At 69.0% G+C, this 22,586-nt stretch carries 19 protein-coding genes and 3 pseudogenes; 10 read left to right on the top strand and 12 right to left on the bottom strand.

The features are described 5' to 3' along the window. The first annotated feature begins 2 nt into the window (after positions 1–2). The gene (locus tag AB0I23_RS08045; protein WP_359107897.1) at positions 3–590 is read left to right on the top strand and encodes a hypothetical protein; all 588 of its coding nucleotides are present in this window, start codon (positions 3–5) and stop codon (positions 588–590) included. A gap of 90 nt (positions 591–680) precedes the next feature. Next, positions 681–1,778 carry a hypothetical protein gene (locus AB0I23_RS08040; protein WP_359107895.1) on the top strand — a complete coding sequence of 366 codons (1,098 nt, stop codon included), beginning with the start codon at positions 681–683 and terminating at the stop codon, positions 1,776–1,778. 192 nt (positions 1,779–1,970) lie between these two features. Here the strand turns inward: AB0I23_RS08040 and AB0I23_RS08035 are convergent, their stop codons facing one another. From AB0I23_RS08035 to AB0I23_RS08010, 6 genes are all read right to left on the bottom strand, one after another. Continuing rightward, the gene (locus AB0I23_RS08035; RefSeq protein ID WP_359107893.1) at positions 1,971–2,837 is read right to left on the bottom strand and encodes an AraC family transcriptional regulator; all 867 of its coding nucleotides are present in this window, start codon (positions 2,835–2,837) and stop codon (positions 1,971–1,973) included. A gap of 59 nt (positions 2,838–2,896) precedes the next feature. Next, on the bottom strand, positions 2,897–3,709 hold the full coding sequence (locus AB0I23_RS08030; RefSeq protein WP_359107891.1) for a phytanoyl-CoA dioxygenase: 813 nt from the start codon (positions 3,707–3,709) through the stop codon (positions 2,897–2,899). Positions 3,710–3,963: 254 nt separating this feature from the next. Next, positions 3,964–4,584 carry a HEAT repeat domain-containing protein gene (locus AB0I23_RS08025; protein WP_359107889.1) on the bottom strand — a complete coding sequence of 207 codons (621 nt, stop codon included), beginning with the start codon at positions 4,582–4,584 and terminating at the stop codon, positions 3,964–3,966. A 34-nt stretch (positions 4,585–4,618) separates the two neighbouring features. After that, the gene (locus AB0I23_RS08020; protein ID WP_359107887.1) at positions 4,619–5,347 is read right to left on the bottom strand and encodes a hypothetical protein; all 729 of its coding nucleotides are present in this window, start codon (positions 5,345–5,347) and stop codon (positions 4,619–4,621) included. A gap of 449 nt (positions 5,348–5,796) precedes the next feature. Then, positions 5,797–6,225 (bottom strand): DUF6228 family protein, encoded by a 429-nt coding sequence (locus AB0I23_RS08015; protein WP_359107885.1) that lies wholly within the window; start codon positions 6,223–6,225, stop codon positions 5,797–5,799. Between the two features lie 178 nt (positions 6,226–6,403). Then, positions 6,404–7,339, bottom strand: a complete 936-nt coding sequence (locus AB0I23_RS08010) for an AraC family transcriptional regulator (protein WP_359107883.1) — start codon at positions 7,337–7,339, stop codon at positions 6,404–6,406. Positions 7,340–7,428: 89 nt separating this feature from the next. On the opposite strand from AB0I23_RS08010, the gene AB0I23_RS08005 reads away from it, so the two are divergent. The 3 genes and pseudogenes from AB0I23_RS08005 (at position 7,429) to AB0I23_RS07995 (ending at position 9,583) form a co-directional block, all read left to right on the top strand. Next, entirely contained in the window at positions 7,429–8,358 is a 930-nt protein-coding gene (locus AB0I23_RS08005; protein WP_359107881.1) for an NADP-dependent oxidoreductase, read from the top strand. A gap of 212 nt (positions 8,359–8,570) precedes the next feature. Next, positions 8,571–9,304 (top strand): annotated as a pseudogene (locus AB0I23_RS08000) (transposase); the annotation flags it as partial. 177 nt (positions 9,305–9,481) lie between these two features. After that, a complete protein-coding gene (locus AB0I23_RS07995) occupies positions 9,482–9,583 on the top strand; it encodes a DUF5958 family protein (RefSeq protein WP_359108037.1) in 102 nt (33 codons plus the stop codon). Between the two features lie 112 nt (positions 9,584–9,695). On the opposite strand, the gene AB0I23_RS07990 is transcribed toward AB0I23_RS07995, so the two are convergent. The 3 genes and pseudogenes from AB0I23_RS07990 to AB0I23_RS07980 all read right to left on the bottom strand — a co-directional run. Continuing rightward, positions 9,696–10,790: a barstar family protein gene (locus AB0I23_RS07990; protein ID WP_359107879.1), complete on the bottom strand. Its 1,095-nt coding sequence runs from the start codon at positions 10,788–10,790 to the stop codon at positions 9,696–9,698. Between the two features lie 136 nt (positions 10,791–10,926). Next, a pseudogene (locus AB0I23_RS07985) lies at positions 10,927–11,766 on the bottom strand (IS5 family transposase). A gap of 654 nt (positions 11,767–12,420) precedes the next feature. Then, positions 12,421–12,600 (bottom strand): annotated as a pseudogene (locus AB0I23_RS07980) (alpha/beta hydrolase); the annotation flags it as partial. Positions 12,601–12,785: 185 nt separating this feature from the next. Here AB0I23_RS07980 and AB0I23_RS41615 point away from each other — a divergent pair. Continuing rightward, positions 12,786–13,661 carry an SCO2400 family protein gene (locus tag AB0I23_RS41615; protein WP_436846893.1) on the top strand — a complete coding sequence of 292 codons (876 nt, stop codon included), beginning with the start codon at positions 12,786–12,788 and terminating at the stop codon, positions 13,659–13,661. Between the two features lie 114 nt (positions 13,662–13,775). Here the strand turns inward: AB0I23_RS41615 and pip are convergent, their stop codons facing one another. Then, complete coding sequence (pip, locus tag AB0I23_RS07975; RefSeq protein ID WP_359108035.1) at positions 13,776–14,735, bottom strand: prolyl aminopeptidase; 960 nt, start codon at positions 14,733–14,735, stop codon at positions 13,776–13,778. A 270-nt stretch (positions 14,736–15,005) separates the two neighbouring features. Here pip and AB0I23_RS07970 point away from each other — a divergent pair, with 270 nt between their 5' ends. Continuing rightward, positions 15,006–15,626 (top strand): NIPSNAP family protein, encoded by a 621-nt coding sequence (locus AB0I23_RS07970; RefSeq protein WP_359107877.1) that lies wholly within the window; start codon positions 15,006–15,008, stop codon positions 15,624–15,626. A gap of 767 nt (positions 15,627–16,393) precedes the next feature. Here the strand turns inward: AB0I23_RS07970 and AB0I23_RS07965 are convergent. After that, a complete protein-coding gene (locus AB0I23_RS07965) occupies positions 16,394–16,951 on the bottom strand; it encodes a lamin tail domain-containing protein (protein ID WP_359107875.1) in 558 nt (185 codons plus the stop codon). A 410-nt stretch (positions 16,952–17,361) separates the two neighbouring features. Here AB0I23_RS07965 and AB0I23_RS07960 point away from each other — a divergent pair, with 410 nt between their 5' ends. The 3 genes from AB0I23_RS07960 (at position 17,362) to AB0I23_RS07945 (ending at position 20,987) form a co-directional block, all read left to right on the top strand. After that, the gene (locus AB0I23_RS07960; RefSeq protein WP_359107873.1) at positions 17,362–18,348 is read left to right on the top strand and encodes an NAD-dependent epimerase/dehydratase family protein; all 987 of its coding nucleotides are present in this window, start codon (positions 17,362–17,364) and stop codon (positions 18,346–18,348) included. A gap of 211 nt (positions 18,349–18,559) precedes the next feature. Next, positions 18,560–18,979, top strand: a complete 420-nt coding sequence (locus tag AB0I23_RS07955; protein WP_359107871.1) for a hypothetical protein — start codon at positions 18,560–18,562, stop codon at positions 18,977–18,979. Between the two features lie 577 nt (positions 18,980–19,556). Then, a complete protein-coding gene (locus tag AB0I23_RS07945; RefSeq protein WP_359107869.1) occupies positions 19,557–20,987 on the top strand; it encodes an amino acid permease in 1,431 nt (476 codons plus the stop codon). Between the two features lie 346 nt (positions 20,988–21,333). Here the strand turns inward: AB0I23_RS07945 and AB0I23_RS07940 are convergent, their stop codons facing one another. Then, entirely contained in the window at positions 21,334–22,566 is a 1,233-nt protein-coding gene (locus tag AB0I23_RS07940; RefSeq protein ID WP_359107867.1) for an FAD-dependent oxidoreductase, read from the bottom strand. Positions 22,567–22,586 lie beyond the last annotated feature (20 nt).

The following is a 22,586-nucleotide window of genomic DNA, read 5'->3' as shown; positions in this document are numbered from 1 at the left end:
GCATGGCGACAGCTCTACTGCCGCAGCAGGACCCCCGCGCTGGCCGGGACCGGCTGGAAATCCTCACCGCGCTGATCAGCGCTCCGTCGTTCGACCCGCTGTTCCGCCCCGATGTCATCAAGATCCCGCCGAACCATCCTGTCTACCGGTGGAATTGCCTCTGCGCCGACTGCGAGCGGTCCACGATGGGACATGGCGACTTGTGCTCTTCTCACGAGACGCTCTGGCGCGAGCACCGCGACCTGGGTGGAGAACGAGCCGAGTTCCTCCGCACCGCGCCGCCCGTCGGCCCTGGGGAGTGGATCGAGCAGAGGTCCTGCCAGATCTGTCCCGGGCGGCCCGCTCGGCACCACACGCTGGCGCTCTGCCGGTACCACGAGTTTCGTTGGTACAACCAGCGCGGCCGCCGCGGCGGTGACCTCGACCTCGATGCCTGGCTGGTCGATCAGGAATCGCATCCCGGCTTCGGCGATTGCCAGGTCCAGGTCTGCCCGGAACTTGCAGATTCCCCGCTCGGGCAGTGTTTCCGTCACGAGCGCCGCTACCGCAGGCACGGCAGGCCGGGAGGAGCGACGCTGCCGTCGCAGTGAGGCACCCGCTTCGGGCGCCGGGGATTGGTCACGCCGGTCAGCTACGAGGACGAGTTCACGTTCCGGCGCTGGTGCGGGAGTGCCGGGGCCGTGCTCCGGCCTGCACAGGTCAATCTTCGGGGGCTGCATCCGCTGCTGCGGGCCGAGATCAAGTGGGGCATGTTCACCTACACCCAGAAGGCTCACGGCCGCTGGGAACTGGTCACCTGGCAGGGCTTGGCGAACTTCGCCCGTGAGCACGGTCTGCGGTCGCTGACGGATGCGGGCCCCGAGGAGGAACGGCTGCTGCAGAAGGCAGCCAGCCGCGAGGCGGTCCACATCGTCCGGGCCGTGGCCGGCTGGCTGCAGCCTCTCTACGTGACGCCGGCCGATACGCGCGAGCTCGGATACATCCTCACCGAGCACTTCGGACGGAAGCTCACCGACCGCTCGGTTCACATGGACCTCACGGGCGTCTCCCAGCGATGGCTCCGCGACCTCATCTGGGACCACCTCGTCGCGATCCTGCGCTCTCCCGGCTGTCCGCGCAGCGGAAGCACTTTCGACGACATGCGCCGAGCCGGTCTGGAGCTGAGTACCTTCCTGGAACTCCACGCGCCGTCCGGTGGCCACGACCCGCGAGCCTTGACGGCAGACCATATGCATCAGTTCGTCGCCGACCAGCGGCAACGCGAGCGGGACGGCCTCGTCTCGCTCGCGGCCAGAGGGCGCCCGGGCAAGCAGTCGATCGTGACCGACAACACTCACCAGCGCGTGTTCTACCGCACCCGGCGCCTCCTGCGCGGGGCGATGGAGTCGGGAGAGGCCGAACGCATCGGCCTGGACCGGGCGTTCATCGCCGCCATGCCCTCGCCAGGGCGGACAGTCCGCCGTTCGCGACCGCCGTTCGCCGACGGCGTCGCCCGCGCGCTCGCCGACGAGACCAACCTGCGCGGCCTCTCCGAGACTTACGACCCGTTCGACCGCGGCCTGCGGGACGCCTGGGAGACGATCATCGTCACCGGCCGCCGCTGCATCCAGCGGATCACCACCGAGAACACCACACTCAAGCAGCGGGTCCGCCAGCTCACGACCGACAACCGCACGCTCGACGAGCGGCTCAAGGCTGCCCGCTCCAACCTCCGCTTCCGAGACCGCCGCGTCGCCGACCTCGAAGCCCGCCTCACCGACCCGGGATCAGCGACGTGATCCTGTCCTGCCGACCAGCTCACGGGCCGTCCACCGTCCCGGTGGACGGCCCGTCCCACGAGACCGGGCGTGAGTAGTTGAGGTACAAGATGTGCCGCTGAGATTGATCTTGCCGGCGTCCGACTGGTTCGGTTGGCGCGAAAGGCCAACCGAAGCGCTCGCACACGCCTGCCCGGGGGCTTGCCGCTGTGTTCAGCCGCGCTCGGGCTCCACCGGGAGCCACAGTTCGGCGTCGGCCTCAGTCTTCTCCGGCGACAGGCGGGTGCGCAGGATCTCCGGGCCGGTGCGGGTGCGATACGGGTTCGACGGGAACCACTCGGTGAACACGTCCCGCCACAGCTCCTGGATGGCCTGCGGTGCCGGCCCGGAGGTGGTGAAGACCGCCCAGGTGCCGGCCGGGACGGCCAACGTGGTCGTGCCCTCCAGCGCGGCCGGGGAGGTGATGACGCCGTGGTGGTAGTCGAGTTCAGTGCCCTCGGCGCGGCTGGGGTCCATGCCGTCGCAGACCGCGACGATGCCGTGCGGCTCCTGGTCCGACAGCTTCTCCAGGCGCTCCAGGGTCTGCGGGTCGATCCCACGGACAAAGTCCATGATCGCCTGGTTCGGCCCTGCATGCACCAGCGGTACCCGGGTCTTGAGTCCGACGACGTTGAAGTCCGCCTTGTCCACAACGCGGTATCGCATACTGCTGCTCCCTTCGATGGTGAGGCGGAAAGCCATCCGGGACTGGGAGGTGAGCGCTGCGCCGGTACGTCGGGCCTCGCCCGGTCCGATGCCGTGCATGGCACGGAACGCCCGCGCGAATGCCTCGCCGGAGCTGTAGCCATAGCGCACCGCGATCTCCAGCAGCGTCTCACGCCCCGCGAGTACTTCGGCACCTGCGAGGGTGAGCCGGCGGCGCCGGACGTACTCCGACAGCGGCATGCCCGCCAGCGCGGAGAACATCCGGCGCAGGTGGTGCTCCGAGGTGGCCGCGAGGCGTGCCAGCTCCTCCACGTCGACGGTCTGGTCGAGATGGCACTCGATGTGCTCCATGGCCTGGTTCAGCCGCTCCAGCATGCCCGGCCTCCTTCCTATTCCCTCATGGCCACTTTGCCAGCGATGGTCGTGAGGCACGTTTACGCTGCGCTGCGGTCGATGCCGTCCCCGTCCGGACCGGGGGTGTCCTGCCCCAGGCCCCGGCGGATCGCTATCTCCACGGGTGAGTACGCGCCGTCGGCCCGCTCCAGTTCGTACGGCGCGGCCGGCATCAGCGGCGGCTGGGCCATAAAGCGCGGCCGCACCCCATGGTGCGATTGCGCCGCGTGCACCAGGAACGGATGACACAGGAAGACATCGCCCGGGGACCCGGTGGCGAGGGCAAGTAGCCGGTGGTCGGACGCCGCCACCAGGTCGGGCGCGAGGGTCAGCCCGCTCGCCCCGTCCTCCCCGTACTTCTCCAGCACCTTCGGCACGTCGAGGTGCGAGCCGACCCGGATCCGGGTCGGGGCGTCCTCCTCACCGACCTCGCTGAACAGGAACAGCATCAGCAGCGCCCGGCCCTGGGAGCGCAGATTCGTGAAGTACCAGCTCTCGCCCTCCGGCAGATAGCTCCCCTCGATGTGCCAGCCCGCGTCGTCCGGCTCCTCCTCGTGCGGGAAGCGCAGCGGGAACGTGCCCAGCGAGTAGCGCGGCTCCCAGCGTCCCGCGCCGACGAGCAGGTCGTACGCGCGCTGCAGCGACGGGGAGTTGGGTGCGGCGGCGAACGGCCCCTGCGCCATGCCGCCCACCCAGTGCACGGGCTTCGTCCACGTCGACGGGTCGTCCGGGTCGCAGCCCGTCTCTCGCCACAGCAGCCGCGCGCAGTCCGCGGCCACGCGCGGCGCGACAGCGCCCTCCAACTTCACGAAGCCGTCGCGGAGGAAACGGGATACCAAGGTCGTGTCATCCATGCCCCCATCGTGCGGCGACACCGGCCCCGATCACCCGACATTCTCCGCACCGCCTTTGTCGGGTGATCACCGGAGCACCGCCTAGCCGACCATGATCAATCTCAGCGGCACTTCCTGTACCGCAACTACTCACACCCGGAGAGCCCCGTGAGTTCGTGACAACTGAAGGGTTCTCGGTAGGAACCCACGGGGCCGATACCAGGTTTTCCGGCGAGAAGGCCCGGGTTCACGACGAACCTGGGGTGCGGGGCCGGCTACAGAGGTCGGTAGTTGCCGTAGTTCCCGGCAAGGGAGGTAGTGGCGGCTTCGGCGACATCGGATCGGGGGCTGGAGGCGCATGAGGTGAGGAAGTCGTGCACTCGCTGCCCCGTCCAGCCGGCCGCGGCAACAGCGGGCCAGAAGTAGAGCCCATTGTGCGGGGACCTGTCTTCGATGAAGTCGAGGACGTAGGTGACGGTTTCCTGATCCGGGACAAGCCGGATCATGGCCACGGCTTGCAACGCTCCGCCCACAAGCGTCTCGTTACTGGTACTGAGGCACCAGCGAATCGCTTCTGTGTGGGAGTGCTCCATGTAGCTCAGACGGATGATGGCGTCGCCCCCGGCAGTGTGAACCGCATGGAGAGTTTCGCGCTGAAGGACGAGATCTCGCAGGTAGGGGAGGTCGGACGGGGAGCCGCAAGTACCAAGCGCCATTGTCATCTGATACTGGGTCTCCCAGGTCCGCGAATCCCTTACCTCGTTCTTCAGGGCTTCGAGCAGGGCAGGACCGGCATCTGGGTCGCCCAGCTTTCGAAGTCGCTTCGCGGCCGAGCGGCGCTTGGCGGAACTCCGGTCTTGAAGCTGGCGGATCGCCTCAACGGCGTTGAGAGCCACGGTCTCTCCTACTGGATATGGACGTCACTGGACCCTATTCGGCTCCTCTGACAGTTCCGCCGGGGGTCTCACCGGGCGAGGCCAGAAGCAGCTGACGGGCCGAGTCCGCGTAACGCATCGCGGTCTTCTCATCGAGTCCGAACACCTCGGCAAGGTGGAGCGGGTCCGGGCCTTGAATCATGGCCTCTTCGAGTTGGCGGTCGACGCGGAGCCGCTCCAGCGTCGCAGTCTGGCCCCGCATCGCGGCGCTGATCCAGTGGTTGCTGGCCCGGGTGGTCTTGTTCGCGGTCTGGTTGTTGATCAGCAGGTGGAGGTTGGCGGTGTTCGGCCAGCGGGTGCGTCGGTGCTCCAGCCAGTCCAGCAGCAGCTTCAGGATGAGGTCGTCGAGCGGGCGGGCGTGTCCGGCGATGGTCAGCCGCCGGTTGCCGAGGTCGACGTCGACGAGCATGAGGTTGGCGATCTGGGCGACCCGGGCGGCGTGGACCGCGGCGAGGGCGAGGATGAGCTGCGTCGCCGGGGTAGTGGCTGCCGCGACGGAACGGTCGACCTGCTCGGGGACGAGCGGCTGCAGCACGGCGTACTCGTATTGCCCGACCTTGATCCGGCTGGTCGGGTTGCGGAAGATCAGCCCGTTCCGCTTGGCCCAGCTGAACAGCGAGCGCAGGGCGAAGAGTTGGTCGTGGCGCTGGTGGCCGTGCAGCGTCTTGATGTAGGTGAGGACGTCGTCGCGGGTCACTTCCCGCAGGTGGTCGTAGCGGTTCAACCATTCCAGCAGGGCCGGGCGGACCCGGTTGAGGTAGAGCCAGACCGTCCCCTCCCGTCGCGGGAGGCTGCGGGGGCCGCCGTCGCGCAGGACGCGGGTCCAGCGCTCGGCCTCCGAGCGGATGCCGGGTGCGAGACCCTCCAGCCTCTCGGCGAGTCAGCGTTCGAAGGGGGGTTCGCTGTCGTCCTCGAAGATCTCCATCTCGTCGAGAACCGTGACCGGTGTGGCCGACCGGCAGGTCCAGGGCCCGCAGCGGGGCGAAGATCTCCGTGTGCCGGATGACGTCGCCCTCGATGTAGCCGGTGAGGACGAGGGCCAGGCCGCGGTTGACGGCGAAGCGGATGTTGCGTCCCCGGCCGCGGGCCTCGACGAGCCGGTGAGCGAGGTACTTCGCCCAGGCCAGCCAGGGGCCGGCCAGGTCGGAATTGGCCAGGGTGAGCCGGCTGTAGTCACGGGGGATCTGTGCGAACAGCGGTGGCTGCCGCCAGCCGGGATCCGGGCGCCCGGCCGGTGCAGGAGGCGGCTTGCGCGGGGCTCCCCGCCCCTCGGGTCCAGGTCAGCCCGACGTGCCCGCTGGAGCGGAAGACGGCGGACACCGCCAAGTCCCGGTCGTTGGTCTGCCAGCTCCGTTCGCCGTCCCATCCTCGGAAGTCGGCAGCGAGCTCTTCCAGGAACGGGGCGAGATCGCTGTCCCAGATCCAGGCGACGACCTCGTTGACGCGAGCGGTCAGACCCGGGGCCCACAGCTCGACGGCATAGTGCACAGCGTCTGCGTCGAAGGTGAACCGGTCGCAGAACGTCACGCCGATGGACGCGTTGCTCTGGCAGCGGATAGTCACGCGGGACCTGACGTCAGTGCCGTCGTCGAGAGAGGTCATGGGCAGAACGCTAGGTCAGGACCGCGTGTGCCGTCACTCGGATTCATCGCCGGTGGAGTCAGTGGAGGACGGCCCGCCGCTAGGAGCGTGTCTCAGTAACCGGCTACCCGCTGTCGGAGTGCATCCGGATGTACCCAGTCACGTACAGCTGAGCGTGCTCAGGATGCCTGCACTGGATTCAGCTCCGCCGTCTGAACGTGCCGGGGGCTGTCCCGTGCGTGCGCTTGAACGCGTTGGCGAAGGCGAACTCGGAGGCGTAGCCCACTTGGGCGGCGATGGATTTCAATGGTGCGTCCGATGCCCGCAGCAGGCGCGCGGCCGTGGTCATCCGCCACCAGGTCAGGTAGCTGAGGGGTGGTTGGCCGATCAGTGTGGCGAAGCGCCTGGCGAACGGTGCGCGGGAAAGCCCCGCTTCCGCGGCGAGTTTCGCCACTGTCCACGGCGCCGCCGGGGCCCGGTGGATGGCGTGGAGGGCGGCGGTGACCGGCGGGTCGTTGAGCGCGGCGGCCCAGCCGGTGGTGTTGCCCCGGGCGGGCTGTTCGTTGAACCAGATGCGCAGGATGTACAGCAGCAGTGTGTCCAGGAGCGCGGGGACGGCCGCGTCCGTGCCGAGGCGCGGGTGCTCCAGTTCGGCGGCCAGTAGCTCTACGGCCGAGCGCAGTTCCGGGTGTCGATCCGGGTGCGCGGGGAGGTGGATCCGGTCAGGCAGGTCGCGCAGCAGCGGGTGGGTGCGGGACGGGTCGAGCTGGTAGGTCCCGCAGAGCACGACGGTGACCGGACCGCCGTCTCCGGTCCGGTCGACGCTGTCCGACGCGTAGGGCTCGGACAATCGGGGGTCGTCGGGGCCGCAGGCGGGGGCCGTCGCCAGGGTTTTGGGGCTGTCGGCCAGGGTGTGTCCACTGCCGTGAGGCAGGAACACCACGTCGCCCACGCCCAGCGGGACGGGCTCTGCGTCTGGAGGGAGTAGCCAGCAGGAGCCCTGCAGGATCACCTGAAAGCCCGCCGACCCCGGTACGGAGGCGAACTCCTGCCCCCACGGGGCATGCCACCGCACGTGCGCCGACCGAGGCCGGCCGGTCCGCATCACCGCGATGACGTCACTGAGCACATCCATGCGGTGAGACTACGCGGGCGAGACGTACGCATATGAACTGGGCACTCTGCCGCATGGATCGTCTCCGTGTGCGGTCGTAGATTCGCGGCATGAAGATGAAGACCGCACGTATCCACGACTACGGCGACGCGTCCGTGATCCGCTACGACGACGTTCCGCGCCCTCAGCCTGCATCAGGTGAAGTGCTCATCCGTGTCGCCGCGACCTCGTTCAACCCCACCGAGGCCGCATTGCGGGGCGGACTGCTGCGGGCGTTCTTTCCCTTGGACCTGCCCTACACGCTCGGCTGGGACGTCGCCGGCACTGTCGCCGAGATCGGCGCGGGTGCGGAGGGGTTCACCGTCGGCGACCGGGTCATCGGGCGGCTCGACAGCGCGGGTGCGGCCGCCGAGTACGTCCGGGCGCTCGTGGCCACGCTGGTCGCGGCTCCCGACTCCGTCCCTCTCGCGAACGCTGCGGCCCTTCCCGTGGCCGGTCTCACGGCGTGGCAGGCGGTGTTCGAGCACGGGAAGGTAGCCGCCGGTCAGCGGGTACTGGTCAACGGTGCGGGCGGAGGCGTCGGTGGCTTCGTGACGCAACTCGCCAAGTACGCGGGAGCCGAGGTGATCGCCACGGCCGGCGCCCGCAGCGCCGAGGCGGTCCGGCGGCAGGGGGCGGACCAAGTGATCGACTACACCGCCACGCCGGTGGTTGCCGCGCTCGACGGCCCGGTGGACACGCTGCTCAACCTGGTTCCGCTGAGCCCGTCGGACGCCGCGGTTCTGGCGCCGCTGGTGCGGCCGGGCGGGCGGATCGTCTCGATCGCCACCCCGATCGAGCCGCCTGCCGATGCCGGGGTGACTGCGATGCACATGGTCGCCCGCAATGATGTGGAGCATCTGGCGGCGCTGGTGGAGCTCATCGACGCCGGCGTGGTCGCCATCGACATCAGCGAGTCACGCCCACTGGCCGACCTCGGCGCCATCCACCGCCTCAGCGAGGCCGGCCGGATCCGAGGCAAGGTCATCATCGTTCCTTGAGCCGCCGACGGCCGGACCTTGCTTTCAGCCTCCACGCCCACTTCCCTGTGGGCACGCTCCCGCGTATCTGGCTGAGCACTTTGGCGAGTACGCCGACACCCGGCTGCGTTTCGTGATCATTCGTGCGGGATGATGTTTGTATGCGTGGTGGGGATGGGCTGTTCGAGGTCGAGCCGGTCGAGAAGAAGCAGCCGCAGGTTCGTCCGGCGAGGGTGGATAAGCGGTTCCGGGCGTTCGACCCGTACCAGGTCCTGCTGCTGCCCCCGTCGCTGGACGACTGGCTGCCCCAGGACCATCTCGCCCGGTTCGTCGCCGACCTGGTGGACGAGGTGCTGGACCTGGGGCCGGTCCTGGCGGACTACACCGAGAAGCGCGGCTGCCCGCCCTACGATCCGCGGCTGATGCTGCGTCTGCTGATCTACGGCTACACCACCGGGGTGCGCTCCTCGCGGGCGATCGAGCGCAAGTGCGCCGACGACATCGCGTTCCGATACCTGGCCGCCGACCAGGCCCCGGACTTCCGCTCCATCTCGCGGTTCCGCCGCCACCTGGACGCCCTCGCCGGCCTGTTCACCCAGTCCCTGCACCTGGCGACCAGGCTCGGCATGGTCAAGATGGGCCGTGTCGCCCTGGACGGCACGAAGCTGGAGGCCAACGCCTCCAAGCACAAGGCGAGAGCTACGGCCGCCTGATCACCAAGGAAGAGCGCATCGAAGCCGAGATCGCCGACCTGGAGGCCATGGCCCAGACGCTGCCGGCCGACGCCGAGGTCACCGACACCGCCGAGGACCAGAGGTTCGGCATCGACGGCAAGGACACCGACCTGCCCGCCGAGCTCGACCGGCGCGAGAAGCGCCTGGCCAAGCTGCAGGCCGCCCGCGCCCAGATCGAGGCCGAAGCCGCCGACAAAGCACGCGAGCACGCCAAGGACAAGGAACGCCGCCGCCCTGGCCGGCTGACCAGCCGCCTCCCGGCCCCGTCACGGGCCCTACCGACCGGACACCTGACGGGCAGGACCCAACTGCCGCCTCACAGGTGCCGGCGGGGCGACCGCGACCAATCCCATCGATCACGGTCAGCTGGCCGCTTGGCCGTTACCGACCCACGCTCCTAGGCGTTCCGGCTGCTGGTCGCGGTACTCGCAATCGCCGACGGACGACGGCGCGAACGCTCCTGCGCCGACGGGTGCGGTCACTGGTGGCACAGGCCGTCCTCCGCAGACTGAGCTCTCCGTCGGCACCTGCGCACGACTCGCCTCCTGAATCCAGACGCGAACGTCGCCAAACGGACTGACCGCAGCATTGAGTCACTGCTGCGTCAGCGCGGCGGATGCCGATTCACGTGAAGGTGACGCGCATCCCGCCCTCGGCCAGAACTTCGAGCACCGTGGCGACCAGGTCATACGGCTCGCCCTCCGGCGCCAGGACGCGGGACAGGTGCTCACGTGCGGTTACGGCATCCCGCCAGAGAAGGGTTGCGGGGGCGGTGTAGCCGAAGTTGCCGCGCAGACAGTCCACCAGGGCGTCCAGGCAGCCGCCGAAGTAGCCGCCCGGCCCGTTGACGGCCTCGCCGAGTGCCAGGTAAAGGCCCGGTTCGTCGGTGATGTGCTGGCCCTCCAGCTCGTACGCGTGTCCGGTCGGCTGGTCCTGGTGCTCGAGCCGGCAGCCCCGCTCACGGACGAGATCGAGCCAGGCTCCGCGCTGCCGGGTGTCGAGGCCGGCCCATGCACCAGGGGCGTCCGGTGGGCCGGACAGCCAGCGCTCCCAGATGGGCTGGGCGTACCCCGGTACGGGTGCGAGCTCTCCGTCGAGTTCCAGATCGATCAGATCCGGCCTGCGGGAAGAAGAGCGCCACGAGCGGACTGTGGGCCGCAGCAGCCGGTCGGTGAGCGGCTCGCCCCGATCGTCCCGTATCTCCAGCCAGGCCTCCGCCAGGTCCAGCGTGCGCCGGGTGCCCGACGTCAGTGCCCGCCGAAGCCGATCACCCGGGGCGAGCCCTCGCAGGACGAGCGGTGGCTCTGCGTGCCCAGGCGGCAGGACGCGGGCGAACTCCCGGCAGGAGCCCAACCACCGGTAGCCGTCGTGCAGTCGGACAGGAGCCCGGTGTCCCTCGGGCGGCCCCTCGTAGTCGTCCAGACCAGTGAGCACGAGACCGTCCGTTCCCGGGTGCCCTCCGAGGCTCTCCGCGTCCTCCAGCAGCCAGGCATCGAGGGTCCTGTCTTCCGGCACCAGCCACACACGGCTGCCGACCCAGCCGCGCACCTCGGCTTCATCCGGAACCCAGCCGAACAGTTCGTACGTCCCACGCCGGGGTTCCCTGAACAGGCCCTCCGCTTCGGCGCAGACGCCCCAGAGATGGCCGCTTCCCGTGTCCGTCAGCCTGTACCGTCCCTGCCCGCGATGCTGCCTGTTCTCATGCACGATGGGAATCATGCCGGGACCATGAGTGGACCGTGAAGTTCATTTCGTTGTCGGTCAGGGTGACTCGAGGCTGAGCGCTCCATCTGGCGCATGGCGCCAACTGGAGTTCTCAGAGGGCGTTTGAAGTAGGCGTATTGCTGGTTATGCCCTAGTAGGTGCCTCGCCAGGTGAGGGTCGTCTCGTCCGTTATGCGCTTGGCGAGATTGTCGATCGACGCGACGTAGATAATGGCTTCGGAGTTGGCAGGGAGGGTCTCGTAGTCGCGGGCGAGACGCCGGTGCGTCGTGATCCATCCCAGACTCCGCTCGACGACCCAGCGCCTTTTCACGACATGGAAGCCGCGAACTCCAGGGTTTCTGTTGACGACTTCGACATCGATTCCGAGTTTGGCGCCGTGTTCGATGACGGCGTTTTTGAAGCCGGTGTCGACCCAGTTCTTGGCGATGGTCGGGTAGGTGTTCTTTACCTGGTCGAGGAGGCGTATTCCCAGAGCGTTCTCGGAGAGGCTCGCAGCGGTGACGGTCACGGCGAGGATGAGTCCGATCGTGTCGGTGAGGATGCCGCGCTTCCGGCCGACGATCTTCTTGGCGGCGTCCGTTCCCTGGCTGGTCAGGGGAACGTTGGTGGAGGTCTTCACGCTCTGGGTGTCGATGACGGAGGCCGTCGGTTCGGCTTTTCGGCCCTCTTTCACGCGGGCCAGGCCGGTCAGGTCGTAGTTGAGGTGGGCAAGGATTCCCTCGTCGCGCCAGGCGGCGTAGTAGGCGTAGACGGTGCCGTGGTTCGGGAAGTCGTGTGGGAGGTATTTTCAGGGGATTCCGGTGCGGTTGACGTAGAGAATCGCGTCGAACACGTCGCGGAGGTCGACCTTGGCCGGCTGGCCGGTGGGCCTGCGGTCGAGCCGGGCCTTTCTCCATGCCGTCAACGTCGGCTCGATCAAGGCCCATCGGGCGTCGGACAGGTCGCTGGGGTACGGCTTGCGCCGACTCACGTCGTAGCGTTGGAATGGACGCGGCGGACGATATCGTTCCGCTGCCTATTAGGCATTTCTGCCGCATCTTCAAACCAGACGGACTTCACGCACGAGAAGCGGAGCAAACGGGTGGCTGGGTCAACGGCTCGTCGCACGCGAAGGTGCACACATGGGGCAAATACCGTGAAAACCGTTGACCGTAAAGTTCACTTAATGACACAGCTTGCCTCTAAACGCCCTCCAAGAGACGTAAAACGCCGGTTCCTCGCGTACTCCTCTCCATCACGCTTGCCGGACTCGCCCCATCTGGCAGTACTGGACACGTCCCGGCTTTGTCAGGGCTGCTCTCACCCTCCCCGGCATCACCCGGATCAGGCTGCCCTCAGCTTCAACCCCACTGCTGCGACAGCAGGTTGGTTCAGGTCTTCCACCTCCACGCGAACCAACAGCGCCTCACGGCGCAAACGGAATGTGTGCCAGAATCCGAGTTTGGGCAGCTCTCGAAGCTCTGCAGAAATCGAACAGTTCATGACTTCAGGCAGCACGGGCCCCTGCCGAGAGTTCAGCAGGGGCCCACGGTGCAGAGAGTTGAGGAAGGCCGGGACCTGTCCTCGATGAGCGGCATGCCGGCCGACATCAGCTACCGCCTGCTGCCGGTCTGACGGCCCGGCCTCACTTCAGATGTCGGGTGAAGAACTGGGCCGCGGCGTCCCCCGCGAACTGCGGGACGCCTGTGTGCCCGCCCATGTTGGCGTGCAGGGACTTCTCCTTGGAGCCGAAGGCGTCGAACAGGTCCAGGGCCGACTGACGGTCGTTCCCTTCGTCGTCCCACTGCGGCAGGACGTGCAGCGGATTCCCTTCACCCGCTCCACGCAAAGGCCGCGCCACCGTCCGCAGATCTTTGCAGCAGTGTCACAAGGGCTGCGCATCACCTTCGGCGGGTGCCAGTAGCGTTGCTGCCCGTTCGATACCGCGTGCGAAACCCGAGACAGGTCGCCGACGTCCCTGGCGGCGCAGCCAGCACAGAAAGATCGCAGATGGACTACTGCTCCGCGTGCCGCCGGATTCTCAATGGGGCACTCGTGTGTCCAGGGTGCGGCGCATACGCTCCCGACATTGCCCCGCCCGTCCGGAGCCTCTCCGGCGCGGCCTCCTCTACTGCAACGACCAGGCAGGCATGGCGCGCGGAGGAGATGCCCGCTTCGGGGTCCTACCTCGGCACTCATCACACCGATGCCGAACCGATCGGCAGCGGCGCATTCGGAGACGCGGTGGTGGATGCATCGGGCACTGGCTCGATCAGCGGCCGCGAAGGCACCGCCTCCACCGGACAGGGCCGGGCGGCTCGGCGTCGGCAGCTGGCACGTTGGAAGAAGAACAAGCGTCGGGCCGCGGCCGCAACGGCCGTTGCCCTTGTCGGTGGTGGCCTGACCGTTGCCGCGCTGCCGACCACCAGGGCTTCCAGCAGTCACACACACGCAGCCTCACCGCCGGAGCCGGTGACCGCGGCCACACCCCGAACAGCGACCACCGACTCGGTGTCGGAGCAACCGGACACTCAGGTTTCGCGGCATCCCAACCCTCACCCACCCACGACAACCAGCCGCAAGCAGGGCGCCACCGTTGCCGCGCCTCACACGGGGACGACGAGCCGGCAGCCAAAGGCCGCCACCATGGCCCCGTCTCCCGCGACCCCGAGCGCAACGCCGCACACCACACTCGAGTCGGCCAACGCGACGCACGTCGGCAACGCCGACACCCCAGCCCAGGCCCAGGCCCCAGAGACGACCGCGCCCGCTTCCGCCGAACGCCCCGGCGCAGGCACATCGGCTGTGGACCTGCTACCGATCACGTCGCCGGGTGATCCGACATCTCCGACGCAGATCTGCCTGATCGCTGTGTGCGTCGGCTGACCGCGAAGGCCGCCCGCAGGGCCGGAGAATATCCGGGTGGGCTACCCGGTCAAGACATCGCTCGACGTGGGGGAACAAGGCGAACACCATTGAGATTGTTCGCTCGAGTCGGGTTCACCGCTGCGCGAACCGCTCGAACGCTCCGTACAGTGCTGCGCTCATGGCAGCGCTGCCCTTGTGTCCCGAGTCTTCGATGGTTACCAGTTCCGCGCCGGGCCAGGCGTGGGCGAGTTCCCAGGCCGTGTCGAGCGGTCCGCTCATGTCGAGCCGGCCGTGAATCAGAACGCCGGGGATGCCTGCCAGGCGTCCCGCGTCGCGGATCAACTGCCCCTCCTCCAGCCACCCCCCATGGGCAAAGTAGTGTGAGCAGATCCGCACGAACGCCAGCATGGCCCGGGACGGCATTTCGCCGTACGGGTTGGGCTTGCCATGGGGCTCTGCGGAGAGGACTGCGTCCTCCCAAGCGCACCAGTCGATCGCGGCCTTGGCCCGTACGTCCGGGTCGGGGTTCTCCATGAGACGCGCGTACGCCCCGACGAGGTCGCCGTCGCGGTCGGCCTCGGGAACACCGTCGCGGAATCGCTTCCATGCTTCGGGGAAGAACCGGCGCACGCCCCGGTAGAGCCAGTCGATCTCGTAGCGACGGGTGCTCGTCACAGCGACGAGGACGATCTCTGACACCCGCTCCGGGTACCGTTCGGCGTACGCCAGGCTCAGCGTGGAGCCCCACGATCCGCCGAAGAGCAGCCACTGGTTGATACCGAGGTGTTCGCGCAATTGCTCCATGTCGGCGATCAGGTGCTCGGTGGTGTTGAGCTTCATGTCGGTGGCGGCGTCGCTCGCGTGGGGTGTGCTTCGGCCGCATCCGCGCTGGTCGAAGAGGATGATCCGGTAGCGCTCCGGATCGAAGGACTTGCGCGGTCCTGTCGAGCAGCCCGAACCCGGGCCACCGTGGACGACGAGGGCAGGCTTTCCGTCGGGGTTGCCGCAGGCCTCCCAGTAGACGAGATTTCCATCGCCCGTATCGAGCATTCCGTGGTCGTAGGGTTCGATCGGCGGGTAAGGGGCGGCCATGGTCGGGCTCTCCTCCATCGAGTTCGTCGAAGGCATGAACAGAACAGAGTACGTGCGGACCAGGTCCCCTTCCTCAGCCTTCGAGCGATGGCTGGAAGTTGACGCATAAAGATCGCGTCGGGGCAGGTGGGGTTGGTACGACAAGGAACGCGCTGCCGGACCGGCCGGAGCATGTCGTCGAAATCCCGTCCGCCCGGGCGGCGTCCGGCGTGCGCATGCCGGCACTCCACTGACAGAAGATGTCAGTGGAGTGCTGCTAACTTCCCGGCCATGAACGCCATAGTCGAACTCCGGCAGTACACCCTGTACCCGGGCGCCCGGGACACGCTGGTCGACCTCTTCGAGCAGGAGTTCGTCAGAGGCCAGGAGGCGGCCGGTATCACCGTCGGCGGCCGGTTCCGGGACCTGGACGACCCGGACCGCTTCGTCTGGCTGCGCAGCTTCCCGGACATGACTGCGCGGGCGCGAGCGCTGCACGCCTTCTACTGCGGTCCCGTCTGGCAGGCCCACCGCGAGGCGGCCAACGCGACCATGCTGAACTCGGACGACGTCCTCCTGCTGCGCGGGCCGGGCTTTGCAGCCCCGGACGCCGCGGGGCCGGTCGTCGCGACCATCTGCCACCCCTTGGACGTGGCCTTCGCTGACCACTTCGAGCAGTATCTGCGACCCCGGCTGGCCGCCGCCGGAGCTCCTCCGCAGGCGGTCCACCGCACTGAGCACGCGGAGAACGACTTCCCCGCATTGCCGGTCCGTACCGGTGAGGACGTCATGCTCTGGTTCACGGCGGGGGAGGCAACATCCCTTCCGGACCTCTCGGCCCATCTGAAATCGGCTCCGCAGCAGCTACGGCTGGAGTCCGTCCGGGGGCGGCGCTCAGAGCCTGTCGGGTGACCTCTGATCGGGCGGCCACGCCCTGGCACGCACGCTTCCGGCGTTGCGAAATGCCCTGATAGCTCCTTCCCCGAGCTCTCAGCTTCGTTCGAGCAGGGGAGACCCCCATCCAAGGCCATCCCGGCGCCGTGGAATCGCACGCACCATGCCGCGTCCGCTCTCCGATCGAAGGTCACCCCGACAGGCCCTGAGGGCTGTCCCGTCATCCTTGGTGGATCACAGCGCGGCGTCGGATGTGGTGCATGGCAAGGCAGAGGGGCGTCCTCGCAGGAGGCGCATTCGGGAGTTCCGGCAACACGGCGAGGTGCCGTCGCTGTCGTCGGGCGCCCGCCAGGGATGACGGGACAGCCCTCGGCTTGTCAGACCGGCTCGGCGCCCGAACAGGGCACAGCCGGTGGGCGGCGAGGGGGGTCGAAGCCGAGGTCCCGTTCCGCGAGTCATCGACACTCGCTGCCGACTGTGACCTTCGCAGCCGGCCCTGGTTGCGAAGTCAGAGAGCTTTCGCTCCGACCAGGCGACAGCGTCGGCCGGACCCGTGCCTGTCATGTGCGTGCGTCGTTGAACGTAGCGTGCGCGGCCATGTACCAATCCACAGGATGCACACACCAAAACCCCGGTGTGTGTCCAGTCCGTGCTGCCCCGGCGAACCTCTGCCCGCAAGAACACAGGCGACCGCGCGAGTGGCGTGCCGCCACCCCGGGGCGGGGGGATGGCGGCGCGCCTGGGTTCCCCGAGAGGCCCGCGATCAGTGGCGGGCGGGAACCAGATCAGCGGCGGTGCCAGCGGTCGCCGTAGCGGTGGTCGCGGTCACGGCCCCAGGACTCGGTGTCGATGGCCCGGCCGCGGTCGTTGCGCAGCGTGGCCCGGTCGGAGTGGTTGCCCCAGACGTAGTCGCCGCGGTCCTGGTAGACATCGGCGCGGGTGTCACGGCCGTAACCGGTGTGGACACGGACCGTGGCCCGGCCGACCAGGCGCAGGTCATCGAAGGTGTAACGGTTGCCGTCCCTGTCCGACAGCGTCCACCCGTCCAGATTCACGGCCCGGCGACCGGTGTTGGTGACCTCGACCCACTCCTCGTTCAGCGAACGGTTGGAGTAGTCGTCACGGCCCGGGCTGTTGTACTGGATGTCACCGAGCACCACCCTGGAGTACTCCTGGTGGTGACGGTCACGGTGGTGGTGGCCGTCGTCGGCGGACGCCGGCATCGCCGCCACGGCGACGACGGAACCGGCCGCCAGACCGGTGGCGACAAGACGACGGACGGTACGAGAAGCAGACACTGATGTCCCCTCAAGGTGAGGCGCCCAGGCCCAGGTCAGGGCCATGCTGCGCAGTGTGGGTCCCGGCCGAACAAGCCGAGGACCCACACCTTGAAGCACCCGCCCCGGCGCCGGCGGAGACTCCGGCCCCCGTTACGCAATGCGGACATTTTAGTAACGGACAACTGTAATGGTCATGCACTCCGTGTGAGCGTGGCCCTGACATTTACTGGGAGTGGCACTCATCCCGGCCGCGTTCGGCGGCAAGCCCTTTCCGGCCCTCGGTGCACTGTGGGGCCCTGCCCTGCGCCCTGTCATCGCGCCACGTAAATCGGGTAACAGGCGCAATGCTTAATAATTCGGACAACGGCACGATGATCACACATCCGCGCGAGTGGCTCGGGTCGGCCGGCGGGCCGCTTCGCTCTCGGCGAAGCAGGGCAACGCAGGCTCATAGTCCGTGTTTGAGTGGGCTGATGGAGATCTTGGTACTGGGTGGAACGGCGTGGGTGGGCCGCGAGGTCTCGCGGCAGGCACTGGAACGCGGGCATCGGGTGAGCTGCCTGGCCCGCGGAGAGAGCGGCGAAGTGGCCGAAGGCGCGGCGCTGGTCGCCGCGGACCGGCGTGACCCGTCGGCATACGAAAGACTGACGGGCCGGGACTGGGACGCCGTGGTCGAGGTGTCGTGGCAGCCGGGTTTCGTCCGTGGGGCGCTGGCGGCGCTCGGCGAGCGGGCAGGCCACTGGTCGTACGTGTCGTCGGTCAGCGCGTACGCCTCCCACGCAGAGCCGGACGCGGACGAGTCGGCGGAACGGCTCCCGGCGGCCGAGGGGGACGAGGTCGACCGCGAGGAGTACGGGGAGGCCAAGGTGGCCTGCGAGGACGCCTCGACGGCCGCGGTGGGTGACCGGCTCCTCATCGCGCGGGCCGGACTGATCGGCGGCCCGGGCGACCACAGCGGCCGCACCGGGTACTGGGTCAGCCGCGCGGCGCGCGACCCGCTGGCGCCGCTGCTGGTGCCGGCTTCCTCCGGCATACCGACGCAGGCAGTCGACGCGCGGGACCTCGCGGCGTGGCTGCTCGACTGTGCGGAGAAGGGGACGACCGGAACGTACAACGCGGTCGGCCCGATTGTGCCCTTCGCGGAGTGGGTCGCACTGTCGCGGGAGATCGGCGGGCACACCGGGCCGGTGGTGGAGGCCGACCCCGACTGGCTGCTCGGGCAGGAGGTGGGTCAGTTCATGGGCCCGGAGTCTCTCGCGATGTGGATGGCCGACCCGGACTGGGCCGGCTTCAGCGCCCGCAACGGTGCCGCGGCGAGCGGGGCCGGGCTGCGGCATCGGCCCCGGGCCCAACTGCTGGCGGACACGCTGCGTTGGGAGCGGAAAGAGGGTCTGGACCGACCCCGCCGGGCCGGTCTGAGCACGGAGCGCGAGCGTGTTCTCCTGGACGCGCTGAGGTAAACGGGGCAGGCGGGACACGCGCGCCGCCGAACCGGGGTGGCGGATCCGTCCGGAGCCGGGACCTGACCGCAACACACCGTTGCCGGATCGCTGTCCGCAAACCGGCCTGACGGCCCGGGTGTTGTCGATCGAGGTGTCCTTGCCGGGCGGGCCCTCCGCCCCGCCGCGACTCCTGGGCTGTTTTTGATCCGAACGGGAAGGGGCGGGGCGCATGGCGACCTGGGGACTGGTCATCGAGACGACTGTGGGCGTGGGTGAGCGCAAGCACACCGAGGCCTGCGTGCTGGCGCACATGGAGGGTACGCGCGACGAGGCTCTGCTGGAGCTGGAGCGGCGTGCCCGGCGCCATATGCCGGAGCATCCCAGGAGTCCGAAGCGGCGTCGGCTCTTCCGGGAAGGCGACGGCTACCTTCTGGTGATCGACGGCGCCTGGCAGTCCTTCAGCACTCGATTCACGGTGGCGGAGCTGCTGGACGACAGCGCTGCACCGCCACGCCGAACGGTCACCCTCGAGGTTGAACCGGAGCCTGCGGACGCGGTGCAGCCACCGACCTCGTCGCCGCCGGTGGAGCGATATACGGACGGGGTGCCGGTGCGACCGATCTGGCTGGACCGCACCGATCTGCCGTGACAGCCGGCGTACCCCGCCGGCTGCTCCGTACCGGGGCCGGGCCTCGCCATGGGCACCCGGCACGATCGACCGCAGGGCCACCGGCCCGCGCCACGCCTTGGGTCGACCCGGCCCTTCGGTTCGCGCCGCCGGCGCACTGCGTCCGCGGGAGCCCGCTTCCCACCGAACGGCTGAGCCCGCGGTCGTTGGCGGGGACGTACGGATCCCCGGGGGAGTGGCGGTGGCCGCGCTCCTGCCCCATCCCCCCGTGGATCTGGCCGGCACCGTCCCGCGTATGGGTGCCGTTCCCGCCGCGGGCGAGCACACCGACAGGACCCTGGCCGGACTGTGGAGAAGGATGCGCGGTCACATGGGCCCAGTTCCGTCCGATTTATGGTCGCGTCCCGCACTTCGGTGAAGATTCGCCGTCGATTTGGTATGCGGTGTCCGATAACTGAACATGGAATGGATTCCCCGGAGGTTCCCCGCAGCAGGCGTGCGCCCGCACGCTGGGCCGCCGCTGCACGGGCCGGGGGCCGTGGCGCTGCCCCGCGGGGCAGGCAACGGTACCCAGCACGATGAAAGGCGCACCATCCCCATGCACGACACCGGAACCGTCTCGCAATCGGCTCCGGCCCCGGGTACCCCCGCTCCGGCATCGACCCAAGGCCCTTCCTCTGCCCAGACGGGGCACATTCCGTCCCGGGAGCGGGAAGGGGGCAGCCGGCACGCCCGGCGCTTCGGGCTTCCGGTCGCCACCGCGCTGGTCATGGGCAACATCATCGGCGGCGGCATCTTCCTGCTCCCCGTGTCGGTTGCCCCGTACGGCACCATCAGCCTCGTCGCCTTCGGTGTGCTCACCGTCGGCGCCATCGCGCTCGCCCTCGTCTTCGGGCGGCTCGCGCAGCGCGACCCGCGCACCGGTGGGCCGTACGTCTACGTGCGCGAAGCCTTCGGCGATTTCGCGGGCTTCCTGGCCGCCTGGTCGTACTGGATCACCTCCTGGGTGAGCAACGCGGCGCTCGCCGTCACCGCCGTGGGCTACCTGGACGTGCTGCTGCCTCTGCACGACTCGCCGTGGCTGATGATGACCGCCGCACTCGTCGTGCAGTGGCTGCCGGCTCTCTCCAACCTCGCCGGGACCCGTTATGTCGGCGCGGTGCAACTCGTCTCCACCGTGCTGAAGTTCGTGCCTTTGCTGCTGGTTGCGATCGGCGGGCTGATCTTCTTCGACCCGGACAACCTCGGTCCCTTCCGGGCCACGGAAGGTGGCGCACTCGGCGCGGTCTCCGCGTCTGCCGCGATCCTGCTCTTCAGCTACCTCGGCGTCGAGTCGGCGGCGGTCAGCGCGGGTGAGGTGCGCAACCCGCGCCGCAACGTCGGGCGGGCGACCGTCCTGGGCACGCTCGGCGCCGCGCTGGTGTACCTGCTGGGCACTCTCGCCGTCTTCGGTACCGTCCCGCACGACAAGCTGCTCACCTCCAGCGCCCCGTTCACCGACGCCGTCAACGTCATGTTCGGCGGCACGTGGGGCGGCGCGGCGGTCGCCTGCGCGGCGCTGGTATCGATCGTGGGAGCGCTCAACGGCTGGACGCTGCTCAGCGCCCAGACCGCGTACGCCGCCGCCCGGGACGGGCTGTTCCCGGAACGCTTCGCGGTGAAGCGGCGGGGCGTGTCGACCTTCGGCGTGATCGTCACGGTCGTCCTCGCCTCGCTGCTGACTGTCTACAACTACATGGCCGGGACGGCCCGGGTGTTCGAGATCCTGGTGCTGGTCACGACCTTCACCGCGACCGTCCCGTATCTCCTGGCGACGGCGGCCCAGCTGTACTTCCTTGCCTCGGGGCAGCGCGACCGGGTCCGCCCGGCTCGCCTCGCCCGTGACGCCGTGCTCGCGCTGGCCGCCTTCGGCTTCTCCATGTGGCTCCTGGCGGGCTCCGGCTACGCCGCCGTCTATCAGGGCGTGCTGTTCCTCTTCGCGGGCGTACTGGTCTACGCATGGATGTCGGCCCGTAGGGCGCGCGCCTGACGCCTCGGTGGGGCACCGGTCGGAGGACCGGCCGGCTGTGGACGGCGCGTCGGCATGCGTGTGCTCGACGCGTCGGCGGTCATCGGGCGCTGTCCTTCGCAGCCACATGCGGACTTGCCCCGCGCGGCGCCGTTTGCCGGACGGTTCCAGCGGTGGACGGGGCTGTTGCGCAGGGTTCGGACGGCTCCGGGACGTCCCCGTGGTCCACCGTCTCCGCCGGCCGTCCTCGTCGCAGATCGGCAGCAATGCCGCGGAGTCACCGGACGTCGGAATGTGCCTGATCCGGTGCCGTCGCCCCCGAACCGGGGTGGGTGTCGTGCCGGCTCCGCCGACGCAGGCAACCGGCTCAGCGCACCGACGCGGCCGGTGGGCGCTCGCGCAGGGCGCCGTAGGCGAGGAAGTATGCCGGCAGGCGGTTCAGCCACCGTGAGGTCGTGATGAGCTCGCTCAGCCGCTGGGCGCGCTTCGGGTCGCCGAACGCCGGGCGGCCCGACAGGACCGGTTCGATGACGTTCGTGTGGGCGAAGCGCTGCAGGGCCTGCGTCGCGGCGGTGGTCGGCCAGCGGCGGCACTGGACGCGGCGTACGGTCCGCAGGCCGACCGCGCCCGCGCGCAGCGGTTCGACGAGATACCGGGCGGCGGCCACCGCGTCCTCGACGGCGAGGTTGATGCCGATGCCGAAGACCGGTGACATCGCGTGTGCCGCGTCGCCGATGCACAGCAGTCCGGGACGGTGCCAGCGCCGGAGGCGGTCGAGCTGTACGTCGAGCAGCTTCACGTCGTCCCACGACCCGAGCGCGTGCACCCGGTCCGCGAGCCAGGGGACGGCGGATGTGAATTCGCCCATGAACCGGTCGAGGCCGGCGGCGCGGCGCTGGGTGTCGGTTCCCTTGGGGATCAGTGCGGCGCACTGCCAGTAGTCCCCGCGGTCGATCATGACGGTGAGGAACCGCTCGCCGACGCCTCCCACGAGCCCGCGCGGATCGCCCTCCCTCCGCGGCAGCCGGAACCACCAGGCGTCCATCGGGCAGGTGAACTTCCGCAGTCCCAGTTCCGGCAAGGACCTGGCCAGTGAGCCCCGGCCGTCGCAGGCCACGGTGAGGGTGGCCCGCAGCTCGCCGGTGCGGCCGTCGGACGTGCGGTACCGGACCCCCGTGACCCGTCCGCGCTCCCTCACGAAGGCGGTCGCCTCGGTGTTCATCCGTATGGAGAAGGACGGCTCCCGCGCGGCCTCGTCCACGAGGAGGTTCAGCAGATCCCACTGCGGCACCATGGCGATGTAGTTGTACGTGCCTCGCAGCGCGCCGATGTTTCCGACGGTGACCAGCGAACGGTCCGGGCCGAGCGGCAGCTGGACCGTCGTCACCCGACGCTGCGGCAGTCGGCCGAACCGAGCGGCCAGCCCCAGGTCCTCCAGCAGCGCCAGGGTGGACGGATGCACCGTGTCACCGCGGAAGTCGCGCAGGAAGTCTCCGTGCTTCTCCAGGACCGTGACCGCCACCCCCGCCCGGGCCAGCAACAGCCCGAGAACCATACCGGCGGGGCCGCCGCCCACCACACAGCACGTGGTCCGTTCCATGGCAACCGTTCCCCTCGGTG

Source organism: Streptomyces atratus (genome assembly GCF_040655115.1).
In the GTDB taxonomy this organism is placed as follows: Bacteria; Actinomycetota; Actinomycetes; order Streptomycetales; family Streptomycetaceae; genus Streptomyces; species Streptomyces atratus_D.
Note: the sequence above shows the minus strand (reverse complement) of the source record. Positions and strands in the feature narration are given on the sequence as shown.